Here is a 14,660-nt window from a genome sequence, read left to right as displayed (position 1 = left end):
CGCATGGCTATGCCTTCTTCGAGGCAGGGGAGGCCGTCGGGTGCAACAGCACTGGAATGGATTTTGAGGTTGGGGTATTGCAGACGTCCCCCACGCTGTCCAACGGTACCAGCGGGTTGGTTTCCGGATAGTAGGCGGCGATGCATCCGCGCGGAATGTCGTACGCCACCAGTCGGAATCCGTCGGCACGCCGCTCGACATCGTCGTGCCATACCGTGGTCATGTCGACCCAGTCGCCGTCGCGCAGGCCCAGCATTTCCAGGTCCGCCGCATGGATGAAGACCACGCGCCGCTGCCCGAAGACGCCGCGATAGCGGTCGTCCAGCGCATAGATCGTCGTGTTGTACTGGTCATGAGAACGCGTGGTCATCAGCGTCATCAACCGCTCGCCATAGCGGGCGCGGGCCTGGGCAATCGGTGTGTCCGGAGTCAGTGCGTTGACAATGAACTCCGCCCTGCCGGAGGGCGTGTGCCATTGCCGCTCGCGCGCGGGAACATACAGATGAAAACCACCGCGCATGGCGATGCGGGCGTTGTAGTGCTCGAAGCCGTCGATGACTTCCGCGATCTTGTCCCGAATGCGGGCGTAGTCCTGTGCGTACCAGAGCCAGTCGACCGTCTCGCTGCCCAGCGTCGCATGGCCCAAGTTGGCAATGATGGCAGTTTCGGACATCAGGTCGGGTGATGCGGGCTTGTTCATGCCAAAAGAGATGTGGACCTGCGAGACTGAGTCTTCCACGGTCACGCCTTGCGGAGCGCCGTCCTGCAGGTCAATCTCAGTGCGCCCCAGTGTCGGCAGGATCAACGCCTCTTTTCCATGGATAAGGTGGCTGCGGTTAAGCTTGGTGGCGATATGCACCGTCAGGTCGCATGCGCGCAGGGCGTCCCAGGTGCGCTCGGTATCAGGTGTAGCCGATGCAAAATTCCCGCCCAATGCGATAAAGACCTTCACGTCTCCCCGCAGCATCGCCTCGATGCTCTCCACAACGTCGTAGCCGTGTTCGCGCGGCGGATTAAAGCCGAAGGCTGCGCCGAGCTTGTCGAGGAAGGCCCCGGTCGGCTGCTCCTCGATGCCGACCGTCCGGTTCCCCTGCACATTGGAGTGGCCGCGAACGGGGCACAGGCCCGCGCCTTCGCGCCCGATATTGCCACGCAGCATCATCAGGTTGGTCAGCATCTGGATCGTCTGTACCGAGTGCTTGTGCTGAGTCAGGCCCATGCCCCAGGTACAGATCACGCGCTCGCCCCGGACATAGATGGTGGCCAGACCCTCGATCTCTTCGCGCGGTACGCCAGATTCGCGCTCGATGATGGGCCACGATTCGGCGCGCAGGTCGGCCGCGAATGGCGCGAAGCCGTGCGTGTGCTCAGCAATGAAAGCCGTGTCCAGTACGCGAGCCGTTCCATTGGTCAACGCTTCGTCGTCCAGTTCCAGCACGCGCTTCGCCACCCCCTTGATCAGCGCGTAGTCGCCGCCAAGTGTCGGACGCACGAACACCGAGCAGATCTTCGTCTCTGACATTGTCAGCATTTCGACCGGGCTCTGCGGGCTGGTGAAGCGCTCAAGCCCACGTTCGCGCAGCGGGTTAATTGATACCAGCGTGGCGCCCCGCTTGGCGCAGTCGCGTAGTTCGGAGAGCATGCGCGGATGGTTTGTGGCGGGATTCTGGCCAAACAGCAGGATCGTGTCGCAGGTCTCGAAATCATCCAGCGTGACTGTGCCCTTTCCGACGCCTACGGTGTGCGGCATGCCACGACTGGTGGCTTCGTGGCACATGTTCGAGCAGTCCGGAAAATTGTTGGTGCCCAGCATCCGTGCAAACAGCTGATACATGAAGGCGGCCTCGTTGCTCGCGCGCCCGGACGTGTAGAAAGCAGCCTGATTCGGGTCGGGCATGGCGCGCAGCCGGGTACCAATAAGGGAAAAGGCATTCTGCCAACTGATCGGGCGATACGTATCTGACGTTGCGTCATAGACCACAGGCTCGGTCAGACGGCCATGCTGCTCCAGCTCGTAGTCGGTCTCTTGCATCAGCGATTCCACCGTGTGATGCGCGAGGAATTCGGCCGTCACGCGCTTGCCGGTAGATTCAGCTGCCACGGCCTTGACGCCGTTCTCACAGAACTCGAACGTCGATGCGTGTTCGCGGTCAGGCCAGGCGCAGCCTGGGCAGTCAAAGCCGTCTGGCTGGTTCTGGCGGAACAGCATCGCGTAGTCACGGCCCGGCACGCGTTCCTTGATGAGGTTGATGGCGACATACTTCAGCGCGCCCCAGCCGGCGGCGGCGTGGGCATAGGGTTCGATGCGGGGCTTTGATTTGAAGGCCATGACTGGGTCTCCTGCCTTAAAGAGTTCGATGCCTTGTGATGGCCCGAGCGTAAAGGAGGAAGGATTGCGGCAATTGCGTCTTGCGGAGCCAGTTTCGTTTTCGCACGACATGCCGGAGGCCCGGAATGCCGCAGGCAAACCAAAGGATGAAGTGGCTCCACAAATTGCCTAGGCGAGAAAACCCAGGGACGAATGCGGTCGGTGTGCCGGGCGCTCAGTCGGCGTACTGGAGGAACGCGACGGTAATCAAAATCAGATTCAGGACGGCAAGGACAATCCAGCCGTACATCAGCAGCAGGCTTTCCTGTTCGCTCACGAGGGCCTCCGCGATGTCAGGGTGCGTTGGGGGCGCCGGTGCGGGGATGTGGTCGGGGGCAACGGCGAGGCGCTGCATCCAGGTTATTTGGCTTGTCATGGTCGGCTCCCGTGGAAGCAATCGATGTTGACTGGAATGCTAGGAGCCCGGTGCGGATGGCCACAATAGTCGCGTAGGTGGTGTCGCGTTAAACGAAGGTATGGGGGGGCCCCCTTCTTGCCAGCCGCATCCGGAACACGCCACCGCGCGTGACGCGCGGCAGGGCGCCTAGTGCTTCGGATGGCAGGCCGCCTTGCCGTCATGGCATCGGACCGGTGCCGGTGCTTTGGCCACAGCGCTGGCGGATGGCAGCACGCTGTAGTCGTAGCGATCGGCGGCAAACGGGCTGGTGGCTGGGTCGGTGGCATGGGCGGCCACGGTACCGAGCAGGCAGGTGGCGGCTAGAACGGAGCGGAACAGGGTCGAACGCATGGAGATTCTCCAGTGGGACTGCGATGGATCTGCGGTTCAAGCGCCGATCAGCATGGCGCCGGCCCCGCAAACAGGCGGGTGCCGTCTTGGGTAATGATGTAGCGCATATCTGTCTTCCTGAGGAGTGAGTGAGACTTGAGAATACGGCCCGCGGGCGTAGGGCCATTGTGCGCGGCCGGTGGAGGTGTCGTATATGCACGTCGACCCCGGTGACGCCCGCCGCTCGCCGAGGCGCTGGGCATCATCGGCTTGAAGCGGGGCATGGGCGTCGGGGCAGCGCCAACAGAGCATCAGCCTCAGTCTGAGGCCGGCGTGCTTGCCTCGGCGGGCTCGCCCGTCTTCCCATCCTTTCTATCCCATCCCCCACCCAGCGCCCGGAACAGCGAGACGCTGGCCGTCAGCTGGCGCCGGTGCACGGCTTCCAATGCGCGGGCGTCGGTCAGGGCGGTGGCCTGCGCCACGTTGACGTCCAGGTAGGCGGAGGCGCCCTTGCGGTAACGCTCGGTGGCCTGCTGCAAGGCGCGGTCGGATGCCGTGACGGCGGCCCGCTGGCTGGCGGCTTCCTCGTCGAGCAACCGCAGTGCCGCGTAGTTGTCTTCCACATCCTGCACGGCATTGAGTACGGTCTGGCGGTAATCCGCCGCGCTGGCGTCGAACTGGGTGAGGGCGCTGTCCACGCCGGCCTGGCGCTTGCCGCCATCGAAGATCGTCGCGGCCAGTGACGGACCGACGGCCCAGAAGCGGCTCGGCGCCGTCAGCCATCCCGCCAGGCCGGAACTTTCCAGTCCGCCGTTCAGGTTCAGCATCAGCGTCGGGAAGAAGGCCGCGCGTGCCACGCCGATCTGCGCGTTGGCGGCGGCCACCCGGCGCTCCGCCGCTGCGATGTCCGGACGGCGTTGGAGCAGTGTGGCCGGCACGGCCGCCGGCGTGGCGGGCAGGGCGATGCTGGTCTCACCCGGATTCGACGTGGCCACCGGCAGGGTAAAGGTGCTCGCCGGCTCGCCCAGTAGCGTGGCCAGTGCATGCATCAGCTGCGTACGCGCCAGTTGCAGGTCGGTCAGCTGGGCGCGCGTGCCTTCCACGCGCGCCTTCGCCTGGGCGACATCGCTTTCCGCCGCAATGCCGCCCAGGTAGCGGTTGGTCACCAGTTGCAGCACCGATGCGTAGGCGTCCACGGTCTGCTGCAGCAGCGCCGCCTCGCGGTCGAGCGATCGGATGCCGAAGTAGTCGATGGCGGCTTCCGCCAACAGGCTCAGGCGGACGGCGGCCACATCGTCGGCGCTGGCCTGCAGGCGGGCCTTCGCGGCGTCGACGTTGTTGCCGATGCGGCCGAACAGGTCAGGTTCCCAGGTGGCACCGAGACCAATCAGGTGATCGGGCGTGGTCCTGCCGGCCAGCGAATGGCCCAGCACGTTGGCTGACAGGTGTGTACTCGTGACGCTGGCGGCGGCGCCGACGGTGGGGAAGTAGTCGGCGCGGGCGGCAGCCACCTGCGCGCGCGCATCGCGCAGCAGGGCCATGGACTTGAGCAGGCTCTGGTTCGAGACGTCAATGCGTGCCAGTAGGGCGTCGAGTGTGGCGTCATCGTAGGCGCGCCACCAGTCCGACGCGATGGCGTCCTGGTGCTGGACAGCCTCGGCTTCCTGATAGGTGGCCGGCAGCGGCATCGCCGGCACTTGGTACGGCTCGGTGGCGCATCCGGCCAGCCAGGCGCAGGCCAGCACGACGGCGGTGTGCCTGATGGAAGGCCTGGTGGTGCGCTTCGTGTCCCGCTTCATCTTCCGGTCGCCGCTCATGCCGCGTCCCCCTTGGCGGGGGCGGCCACGCGCACGGGCATGCCGGAGACGATGCCGTCGCCGGGGTTGACGACGACCCGGTCGTTCTCCTGCACGCCACTTAGTACCTCCACATGCGAACCGAAATCTCGACCGAGTGCGACCTGACGAATCGTCAGCTTGTTTTCAGCATCCACAACGGCCACCGCAGGGCCACTGGCGGGAAACATCAACGTATTGGCTGGCAGATCCAGGCCCGCATGGGCGCTGCCCACTTCCAGATGCACCTGGGCGTAGGTGCCGGGCAGGATACGGCCGTCCTGGCTGTCGACGTCAAGCTCCACGCGCAGGCTGCGCGTGATGGAGTTGATCGCACCGGCCGTGCGCGTAACGGTGGCGGGGTAGCGTTGTCCCGGCGCTTGCGGCAAAGTCAGCCAAGCGCGCGTGCCCGGCACCGTTGCCGCGCTGACATCCTGGGGGACCTGAGCATAGACGCGCAGCCGCGTGCCGGCCGAGATATGGAATAGTTCGCGGTCCTGGCTCGGTGCGCTACCCGCGTCAATCAGCGCCCCCGTATCGACATTGCGTGCGGTAATCACGCCATCAAACGGCGCGCGGATCTGCATGTAGCTGGCCAGTTGTGCCAGCCGCGAAGTATTTGAGCGTGCCGCGGCCAGCAAGGCCGCCTTGGCATGCATGTCGGCGACTTTCTGGTCGGTTTCCTGCTGCGCGACGGAGTTAGTCGCCTGCAGGTCCTGCCAGCGCTTGGCCGTGGTGCTGGCCAGCTGGTAGTTGGCGGCCGCTGTTGCTTCGTCGGCGCGAGCCTGGCGCAACTGGTCGGATACCTCGGGCGCATCAATCTCCGCTAGCAACTGGCCAGCCTTCACCGAGGTGCCGATGTCGGCGTACCAGCGCCGCAGATAGCCGTTGACGCGCGCATGGATGGCGGCATCGTCGTAGGCCTGGACATCGGCTGGCAGGGTGATATCGCGCACGGCTGCAGCATTTCGGGGGGACACCACACTGACGACAGGAATTTCCGCGCTTTTGGCGCGCAACTGCAAAGCGCCAAAGCTGTGCCAGCGTGGGAAGATCCCGGCAGTAAGGGCTGCTGCGACGCAAAGGCCCGATACCGCCAGTATGGCGAGGCGTGACCGGCTACGTGGCGCCGAGGCCGTAGTACGAGGTTTGCTATGTGTCATGCCAGGTCTTCTCGAAGCGTGGCGGAGTCGTCGACTCGGGTGCGGCCCGCCATCCAGTCATGCAGGGTGGCAAAGAACACTGGCACGAGTACCAGCGTTGCGGTTGTGCCGAATGCCAGGCCGCCAATCACGGTGCGACCGAGCGGCGCATTCTGCGCGCCCGCACCACTTGTCGCCAAAGCCATCGGCACCATGCCGAACAGCATGGCCAGCGCCGTCATCGCCACAGGGCGGAAGCGACTGAAGCCAGCTTCCCATGCTGCATCCACGGCAGATTTTCCGCCTGCCATCCCTTCGCGCGCGTGGCTTATCACGAGGATGCTGTTAGCCGTCGCGATGCCAACGCAGATGATGGCCCCCGTGAGCGCGGGAACACTGATGGTGGTATCGGTCGCAAATAACATCCATGCCATGCCAGAGAGCGCTACGGGAAGTGCGCCAACGATGGCAAGTGGATCCAGCCACGACTGGAAGTTCACGACCATCAACAGGTAGACCAGCACGATGGCAGCAGCCAGGCCGGCCAGCAGGCCTGCAAACGATGCATGCATTGTCTGCACCTGGCCGCGGACAACGATGTCTGAGCCAGCCGGCAACTGATCGTGCGCCTTGCTGACGATACGCTGCACATCGCTGGCCACCGAACCCAAGTCGCGACCCCGTACTGCAGCGAACAGATCGAGTACTGGTTGCACGTTGTAATGCGAAACCACACCTTGCTGACTGGAGCGCGTGATGGTGCCGAACTGGCCAAGCTGCCCAGCGCCACCTTGCTGCACAGTGTCAGCGCCCAGGCCAAGTGGAATGCTCGACAGCGTTTGCAGCGAGTCCATTGCATACTGCGGCACCGATACGGCCACCTGATAACTGACGCCGTTCTTGGGGTCAAGCCAGAAGTTGGGCGCTGTTTGGCTGCTGCCGGACAGGGAGATCAGCAGGTTCTGCGCCACTTCGCGTTGGGACAGCCCCGCCTGCAGGGCACGTGTGCGGTCAACATTGAGACTCAGGGCAGGCTGGTCGCTCGGCTGTTGGAGGTGCAGGTCGGTCAGTCCGGGCACGCCTGCCAGGCTGCGCATCAGTTGATCGGCCACTTTGCGGTTGCCTTCCAGGTCTTTCCCGACTATTTGGATGTCGATAGGCGCAGGCAGGCCGAAATTGAGGATCTGGCTGACCATGTCGGCCGGCAGAAACGAAAAGCTGACCCCGGGAAAGTTCTTCCGCAGGGCCGCGTCGAGCTGTTCGACCAGCGCGCCAGAACGGCCGGCATCGGGCTTCAGCGACACCAGGATCTCCGCGTCGCCGGTGCCAATCGGCAGCGCAGAATCGTAGGTCAGGTTAATGCCGCTGACGGGCAGGCCAATGTCGTCGACGATGCCGGCCACGTGGGTGGGTCCGATGACCAGGCGGACCTCATTTTCCACTTCATCTACGATACGCGCCGTTTCCTCGATGCGCGTGCCGGTGCGTACCCGCATATGCAGTCGGATCTCGCTGCCTTCGATGGTGGGAAAGAAATCCTGGCCCAGGAACGGCACAAGCGTCATCGACACCAAAAAAACTAGCGCGAAGAACGAAACGGTACGGCGTGGCGCAGCCAGCGCAGCGCGCAGCAGGCGCGAATACGAAAGCCTCACCCGTTCGAATCTCGCGTCAAATCTCGTATGAACCGCGCTGAACCAGCTGGCCAGGCGTCCGCCCTTGGGCCGCTGCGCATTTTCGCCGCGCAGTAGATAGTGCGCCAGCGTGGGAATGAGCGTGCGGGAAAGGAAGTAGGAGGCCATCATCGCAAACACCACTGATTCGGCCAGGGGCACGAACAGGTAGCGAGCGACGCCGCTGAGTAGGAACATCGGCAGGAACACGATGCAGATGCACATCGTGGACACCAGCGTGGGCAGTGCGATTTCTCCCGAACCGTCAAGGATGGCCTGCTCGAGTGGCTTGCCTGTCTCGCGATGATGGGCAATATTTTCGATTGCCACGGTGGCGTCATCTACGAGTACGCCCACGGCAAGCGCGAGCCCGCCCAGGGTCATGATGTTCAAGGTCTGCCCCAGCGCCGCCAGTGCGATGAGTGCTGCCAGTACCGATAGCGGAATCGTGATGGCAATGATCAGCGTGGCGCGCCAGCTACCCAGGAACAGCAGGATCATTGTGGCTGTCAGGCAGGCGGCCACCAGCGCCTCGTGCAGCACACCGTCGATCGCCGACAATACGAACACTGACTGGTCCGAGAGGGGTTGCACGTGGAGCGACTTCGGCAGTCCTGAAAGAATGTGCGGCAGCAGGGCCCGGATCTGCGAAACGACGGTCAGTGTTGAGGCACTGCCAGTCTTCTCGATTTCCAGCAGCGCGGCTCTCTTGCCGTCATGCCGCACCACATTGGTCTGGGGCGCGTAACCATCGTGGACCTGCGCCACGTCGCGAACATAGACCGTGCCGTTGGGGCCGCTGCGGACCGGCAAGTCGTTCAACGCGGCTACGGTCTGCGTACTGCCATTGAGATCTACCCGGTATTCCAGCGAGCCAATCTTGGCGGTGCCGCCAGGCAAAACCAAATTCTGCGCGTTGATCGCGCTCACGACATCGACTGGAGCCAGGCCGCGTGCCTGGAGTGCCGGTACATTAAGGTCCACCGTCACCTGTCGTACCTTGCCGCCGTAGGGAAGCGGCACTGACGCGCCCTCTACTGTGGCCAGTTGGGTGCGGATAAAGCTGTTGCCCAGGTCGTACAGTTCCTGCTCCGGCAGCGTGTCGCTGCCTAGCGCCAGGCGCAGGATTGGTACCGTAGAGGCGTTGTAGCTAAGGACAAGGGGTGGCGTGGCGCCCGGCGGCATCTGCTTGAGAATCGATTGCGCGCCGGCCGTGGCTTGAGCAATCGCCCGGTTGATGTCAGCGCCGGGGTGGAAGAAGACCTTGATGACGGCCACCCCCGGTAGCGACTGCGACTCGATGTGCTCGATATTGTCGACGTCGGTGGTCAGGGAACGCTCGTATTCCGTGACGATACGTTGCGCCATGTCTTCGGCAGACAAACCGTTGTAGCTCCAGACCACGCTGACCACCGGAATGTCGATCGACGGAAAAATGTCCGTAGGCATGCGCAGGATGGAAACCATCCCACCAAGCAACAGCAGAATGGCTAGCACAACGAAGGTATAGGGCCGGCGTAGTGCAAGCCTGACGATCCACATGTTCGTTTTCCTGGTTCACCTGTCCCGATTGAAGGCAAAGTGAGTCTAGGAAGAAATGGCCGCAGGACTATTTCGGAAACTGGCGGCGCTTTTCTGTTCGAACTGTCGAGATATGCAATTTTTGAAAAGCGCAGCGTGCCGACGATGAGTGCGAGCCACCCGACCGGCAAGGCACATTGAGGTAAAGTTTCGTCCCGGCCGCGTCCATCCGACGCGGCCTTGCCGCCGCCGATCCGCGCGAGGTGTCGGAGTTCAACGACTACGTGCAGCCGAACGCCGCGCTGGACGCGGGCGATCTGGAGGCCAACAGCTTCCAGCATCAGCCGTACCTGGACAGCCAGGTCAAGCAGCGCGGCTACAAGATGGTCAGCGTGGGCTACACCTATATCTCGCCGCTGGGCGTGTACGCGCAGAAGCTGAAGTCGCCGAAGGACCTGCCGCAGGGCGCCAAGGTGGCCGTGCCGAACGACCCGTCGAACGAGAACCGCGCGCTGCTTTTGCTCGCCGCACAGGGCGTGATCAAGCTGAAGCCGGGCGTGGGCACCAACGGCGTGAACGCTACGCCGCTGGACGTGGCCGAGAACCCCAAGAAGCTCAAGATCGTGGAACTGGACGCCGCCCAGCTGGCGCGCGTCCTGCCTGACGTGAGCGCCGCGGTGATCAACACCAACTACGCGCTCGCCGCCGGCCTCCGGCCGACCAAGGACGCTATCGCCATGGAAGACATCCGCAGCCCGTACGCGAACATTATCGTGGTGCGCACGCAGGACAAGGACAAGCCGTGGGTCAAGAAACTCGTGGCGGCGTACCAGTCGGAAGACGTGCGCCAGTTCATGAAGGAAAAGTACAAGGGCGCGATGGTGCCGTCGTTCTGATCGGCACTTCATCTATCCATACTCGATTTCCTTCGTTCGCCCTCGGCGGCGACGGCGCTAAGGTAGGGGTCGATCCAAACGGAGAACCACCAGTGGCTACCCCCCTCAAAGTCGTCGCCGTCAATGGCAGTGTCCACCAGCCCTCGCGCACCCGTGTGCTCGTGCAGGCACTGCTGGAGGCGCTGGAAGAACGGCTCGTGCTCGACACCCGCATCGTCGACCTGAGCGAGATTGCCCGCCCGCTGGGTGGCGCGCTGTCGCGCGAGGAACTGCCTGCCGAGATTGAGGCGCAACTGGCGGACATCGAGTCGGCAGACCTGCTGATCGCCGCCGCGCCGGTCTACCGGGGCTCGTTCCCGGGCCACTTCAAGCATCTGTTCGATCTGGTCGGGATGAACGCGCTGGTGGATACGCCGGTGCTGCTGGCCGCCACGGGCGGCAGTGACCGGCACGCACTGGTGCTGGAGCACCAGTTGCGCCCGCTGTTCGGCTTCCTGCAGGCGCTGACGCTCCCGATTGGCGTGTATGCCTCGACGGCTGATTTCGACGGCTATCAGGTCGGCAATGGCCCGCTGCAGGAACGCATCCGCCTCGCGGCGGATCGTGCCGCGCCGCTGTTCGCCAGCCACGCGCGCCAGTTGCTGCGCGTGGCCTGACCTGGCCTGATTTGGCCCGGCTCGGGTTCAGATTCCGAGAAGCTTCTTCGCCTCGCCGAGCGACTTCATCGAGGCGTCGTGATCGCCGGCCTTGTGCTGCGCTTCGCCGTCGGCGCGCAGCTTCTGGACCTTGGTCATGTCGGCCTGCGACAGCGCCGGCTTGGTCGCCAGTTTCGCGTCGATGGCCTTCATCTCATTGGGACAGTTATGCGCCAGCGCGGCACTGCTCGCGAAGAGCAGGCCCAGCGCCAGGGCGATGTGACGTGAAGTGCCCATGGCAGGCTCCTTCATACGGGGATGGGGAGCCTTCAGGATAGTGCACCGCGATCAGTCTGCAATGGCTGGCGGCAGCCGGCTGCCCACCCAGTCGCGCGCCTGCTCGTAGGCGGCGGCGAGTTGCAGCACGGCAAGGTCGTCGCGCGGGCGGCCAATCAGCTGCATGCCCATCGGCAACCCCTCCGCATTGAACCCCACCGGCACGCTGATGACTGGCGAGCCAGACAGCGTCCACGCCACCACCACCTCCATCCAGCGGTGATAGGTATCCATCTGCCGGCCGGCGATCGATGTCGGCCACGGCTGCTTCACATCGAACGGGAACACCTGCGCCGTAGGCACCGCCACATAGTCGAACGTGGCGAAGGTGCGTTGCAGCGCGTTGTACCAGGCCGAGCGCTCCGTGCTGGCGGTGTAGAGGTCGCTGGCGGTCTGGTTCAGCGCGCCTTCGATCTCCCAGATGGCCTCTGGCTTCAGCTGCGCGCGCGTGGCCGGGTTGCGGTAGAGCGTCATGCGGGCGTTGCCGACGAGGAAATGGCGATGGGTCAGCCAGGTCTGCCAGATTTTCTCGGGCGGATAAGGGGCGCCGATAGCTTCCACGCTGACGCCGAAATCCGGGAAGAAGCGCAGCGCCTGCTCGCACAGCGGCAGGATGCCGTCTTCCATCGGCAGGTAGCCGCCCCAGTCGCCCAGCCACGCCACGCGTTTGCCGTTCAGGTCGGCGCGCAGCACGTCCGTGACGTTCGCGGGCGTGAGCGAGGCCAGCACCGGGTCGGCTGGAAGCGCCTGCGGGGTGCGCGCGTCGGGGCCGGCCTGCGTGGCCAGCAGCAGGGCAAGGTCCGCCACCGTGCGTGCCATCGGCCCTTCGCAACCGAGCTGCGACAGGAACAGTTCCGGCGTGGGGCCGTAGGGCACGCGGCCCGCCGAGGGCCGGAAGCCGAATACGTTGCAGTAGCCGGCCGGGTTGCGCAGCGAGCCGCCGAAGTCGCTGCCATCCGCCACGGGCAGCATGCGCAGCGCCAGTGCCGTCGCCGCGCCGCCACTGCTGCCGCCCGCCGTGCGCGTGGCATCGTAGGGATTCAGCGTGGCGCCGTACACCGGGTTGAACGTCTGCGAGCCCAGCCCGAACTCGGGCGTGTTGGTCTTGCCGATCAGGATCGCCCCGGCGCGCCGCGCGCGCTCGACCACGATGGCATCGATCGTCGGCACATTGTCCTTGTAGATCGGCGAGCCGAACGTCGTGCGGATGCCGCGCGTCATCGCCAAATCCTTGGGCGCCTGCGGCATGCCGTGCATCCAGCCTGCGGAGCGGCCCGCCGCCAGCGCCTCGTCGGCGGCGGCGGCCTCGGCCATCAGCGCCGCTTCGTCGCGCATGGCCACGATGGCGTTGCTGCCCGGATTGACCTGTGCGATATGGGCCAGGTAGGCCGCCATGACCTGCCGGCACGACACCTCGCCCCCGTGGATGGCCTGCGACAGCGCCCGCGCGGACAGCATGACGATGGGATCGGCGGCGTAAGGCATGGCGGGCTCGGTGTCAGCGTCAGAGTTGGGCGGCGTGATGCCGGATATGGTCGGCCATGAACGTCTGGATGAAGTAGTAGCCGTGGTCGTAGCCGGCGTGCCGTCGCAGCGTCAGCGGCTGGCCGGCGACCTTGCAGGCGGCCTCGAACGCTTCCGGATGCAGTTGCTCCTCGAGGAAGCGGTCGGCCAGACCCTGGTCGATCAGGATGCCGGCGGGGAAGGGCGGCGCGTCCTGCCCGGTCATCAGTTCGCTGGCGTCGTGCTCGGCCCAGCGCACCGGATCGTTGCCGAGGTAGCCGCTGAAGGCCTTGATGCCCCACGGGCATTTCATCGGCGCGGCAATCGGCGCGAAGGCGGACACCGAGCGGAAACGGTGCGGATAGCGTTGCGCCAGCACCAGCGCCCCGTGGCCGCCCATCGAATGGCCGAAGATGCCCACGCGCGCGGCATCGCCGGGCAATTCCGTGGTGGCGATGGCGAACAGCTCGCTCGCCACGTAGCTCTCCATATGCCAGTGCATGTGCCACGGCGCCTCGACGGCATCCACGTAGAACCCCGCCCCCACGCCGAAGTCCCACGAATCGGCCTCGCCCGGCGCGTTGGCGCCGCGCGGGCTGGTATCGGGCGAGATCAGCATCATGCCGTGCTCGGCGGCGTAGCGCTGGGCGTCGGCCTTGATCGGGAACGTTTCCTCGGTGCAGGTCAGCCCGGCCAGGTAGAACAGCGCCGGCACGCGCGTGGTGCCCGTGCCCAGCGCTTCCTTCGGCAGGAACACCGAGAACCGCATCGGCAGCCCGATGGCGGCCGAGTGGTGCCGGTAGAAGCGCTGCACGCCGCCATGGCAGCCGTGCTCGGCGAGCAGTTCCAGGTCGGTCTGCATCAGTACAGCACCACCGAGCGGATCGATTCGCCGCGCTTCATCAGGTCGAAGCCTTCGTTGATGCGCTCCAGCGGCAGCGTGTGGGTGATCAGGTCGTCGATGTTGAGCTTGCCTTCCATGTACCAGTCGACGATCTTCGGCACGTCCGTGCGCCCGCGTGCGCCGCCGAATGCCGAACCCTTCCACTCGCGGCCCGTCACCAGCTGGAACGGGCGCGTCGAGATTTCCGCGCCGGCTTCCGCCACGCCGATGATGATCGACTTGCCCCAGCCCTTGTGGCAGCACTCCAGCGCCTGGCGCATGACCTGCGTGTTGCCGATGCACTCGAACGAGTAGTCGGCGCCGCCGTCGGTGAGCTGGACGATGTGGTCCACCACGTTCGGCACGTCCTTGGGGTTGACGAAGTGGGTCATGCCGAACTTGCGCGCCATCGCCTCGCGGCCCGGGTTCAGGTCCACGCCGATGATCTTGTCAGCGCCGACCATCTTGGCCGCCTGGATCACGTTCAGGCCGATGCCGCCGAGGCCGAACACCACTACGTTGGCACCGGCTTCCACCTTGGCCGTGAACAGCACGGCGCCCACGCCGGTCGTCACGCCGCAGCCGATGTAGCAGACCTTGTCGAACGGGGCATCCGGGCGGATCTTGGCCAGCGCGATCTCCGGCACCACGATGTGGTTGGCGAAGGTGGACGTGCCCATGTAGTGGAAGATCGGCTTGCCGTCGATCGAGAAGCGCGAAGTGCCATCCGGCATCAGCCCCTTGCCCTGCGTGGCGCGGATGGCCTGGCACAGGTTGGTCTTGCGCGACAGGCAGAACTTGCACTGGCGGCATTCCGGCGTGTAGAGGGGAATCACGTGGTCGCCCGGCTTGAGCGAGGTCACGCCGGGGCCGACGTCGGTGACGATGCCGGCGCCCTCATGGCCCAGGATGGCCGGGAAGATGCCTTCCGGATCGGCGCCCGAGAGCGTGTAGTAGTCGGTATGGCAGATGCCGGTGGCCTTGATTTCCACGAGCACCTCGCCGGCGCGCGGGCCGTCCAGGTCGACATCTTCGATGGTCAGCGGGGCGCCGGCTTTCCAGGCGATGGCGGCTTTGGTCTTCATGGGGGGCTCCTAGGCAAGCGTGTGGGGGCGGCGCGCGTGGCGCGCGAACAGGCCAC

Annotated in this window: 11 protein-coding genes and 1 pseudogene; 2 read left to right on the top strand and 10 right to left on the bottom strand. The window is 65.0% G+C overall.

Annotation, left to right across the window (positions count from 1 at the left end; all coding sequences use genetic code 11):
• Window positions 1-7 precede the first annotated feature (7 nt).
• From AC1DFU_RS13790 to AC1DFU_RS13765, 6 genes are all read right to left on the bottom strand, one after another.
• Window positions 8-2,329: an FdhF/YdeP family oxidoreductase gene (locus tag AC1DFU_RS13790; RefSeq protein WP_441593296.1), complete on the bottom strand. Its 2,322-nt coding sequence runs from the start codon at window positions 2,327-2,329 to the stop codon at window positions 8-10.
• 214 nt (window positions 2,330-2,543) lie between these two features.
• Complete coding sequence (locus AC1DFU_RS13785; RefSeq protein ID WP_143093917.1) at window positions 2,544-2,723, bottom strand: hypothetical protein; 180 nt, start codon at window positions 2,721-2,723, stop codon at window positions 2,544-2,546.
• A gap of 189 nt (window positions 2,724-2,912) precedes the next feature.
• Complete coding sequence (locus AC1DFU_RS13780; RefSeq protein WP_092296770.1) at window positions 2,913-3,116, bottom strand: hypothetical protein; 204 nt, start codon at window positions 3,114-3,116, stop codon at window positions 2,913-2,915.
• Between the two features lie 296 nt (window positions 3,117-3,412).
• On the bottom strand, window positions 3,413-4,894 hold the full coding sequence (locus AC1DFU_RS13775; protein ID WP_441593293.1) for an efflux transporter outer membrane subunit: 1,482 nt from the start codon (window positions 4,892-4,894) through the stop codon (window positions 3,413-3,415).
• A 14-nt stretch (window positions 4,895-4,908) separates the two neighbouring features.
• Complete coding sequence (locus AC1DFU_RS13770; protein ID WP_441593291.1) at window positions 4,909-6,093, bottom strand: efflux RND transporter periplasmic adaptor subunit; 1,185 nt, start codon at window positions 6,091-6,093, stop codon at window positions 4,909-4,911.
• Window positions 6,090-9,287: an efflux RND transporter permease subunit gene (locus AC1DFU_RS13765; protein ID WP_441593289.1), complete on the bottom strand. Its 3,198-nt coding sequence runs from the start codon at window positions 9,285-9,287 to the stop codon at window positions 6,090-6,092. The genes AC1DFU_RS13770 and AC1DFU_RS13765 overlap by 4 nt, the downstream gene beginning before the upstream one ends.
• 239 nt (window positions 9,288-9,526) lie before the next feature.
• Between AC1DFU_RS13765 and AC1DFU_RS13760 the strand changes: the two are divergent.
• Together AC1DFU_RS13760 and msuE are read left to right on the top strand one after the other, a co-directional pair.
• A pseudogene (locus AC1DFU_RS13760) lies at window positions 9,527-10,162 on the top strand (MetQ/NlpA family ABC transporter substrate-binding protein); the annotation flags it as partial.
• Between the two features lie 92 nt (window positions 10,163-10,254).
• A complete protein-coding gene (gene msuE, locus AC1DFU_RS13755) occupies window positions 10,255-10,818 on the top strand; it encodes an FMN reductase (protein ID WP_092296760.1) in 564 nt (187 codons plus the stop codon).
• 27 nt (window positions 10,819-10,845) lie between these two features.
• Here msuE and AC1DFU_RS13750 read toward each other — a convergent pair whose 3' ends face one another.
• From AC1DFU_RS13750 to AC1DFU_RS13735, 4 genes are read right to left on the bottom strand one after another with little or no spacing between them, the layout of a single operon-like run.
• The gene (locus tag AC1DFU_RS13750; RefSeq protein ID WP_441593287.1) at window positions 10,846-11,094 is read right to left on the bottom strand and encodes a hypothetical protein; all 249 of its coding nucleotides are present in this window, start codon (window positions 11,092-11,094) and stop codon (window positions 10,846-10,848) included.
• 51 nt (window positions 11,095-11,145) lie between these two features.
• A complete protein-coding gene (locus AC1DFU_RS13745; protein WP_441593285.1) occupies window positions 11,146-12,618 on the bottom strand; it encodes an amidase in 1,473 nt (490 codons plus the stop codon).
• A gap of 19 nt (window positions 12,619-12,637) precedes the next feature.
• Window positions 12,638-13,486, bottom strand: a complete 849-nt coding sequence (fghA, locus tag AC1DFU_RS13740; RefSeq protein ID WP_092296873.1) for an S-formylglutathione hydrolase — start codon at window positions 13,484-13,486, stop codon at window positions 12,638-12,640.
• Window positions 13,487-13,497: 11 nt separating this feature from the next.
• A complete protein-coding gene (locus AC1DFU_RS13735) occupies window positions 13,498-14,604 on the bottom strand; it encodes an S-(hydroxymethyl)glutathione dehydrogenase/class III alcohol dehydrogenase (RefSeq protein ID WP_092296751.1) in 1,107 nt (368 codons plus the stop codon).
• Between the last annotated feature and the right edge of the window lie 56 nt (window positions 14,605-14,660).

The organism is Cupriavidus sp. 10L45, assembly GCF_056395225.1.
Note: the sequence above shows the minus strand (reverse complement) of the source record. Positions and strands in the feature narration are given on the sequence as shown.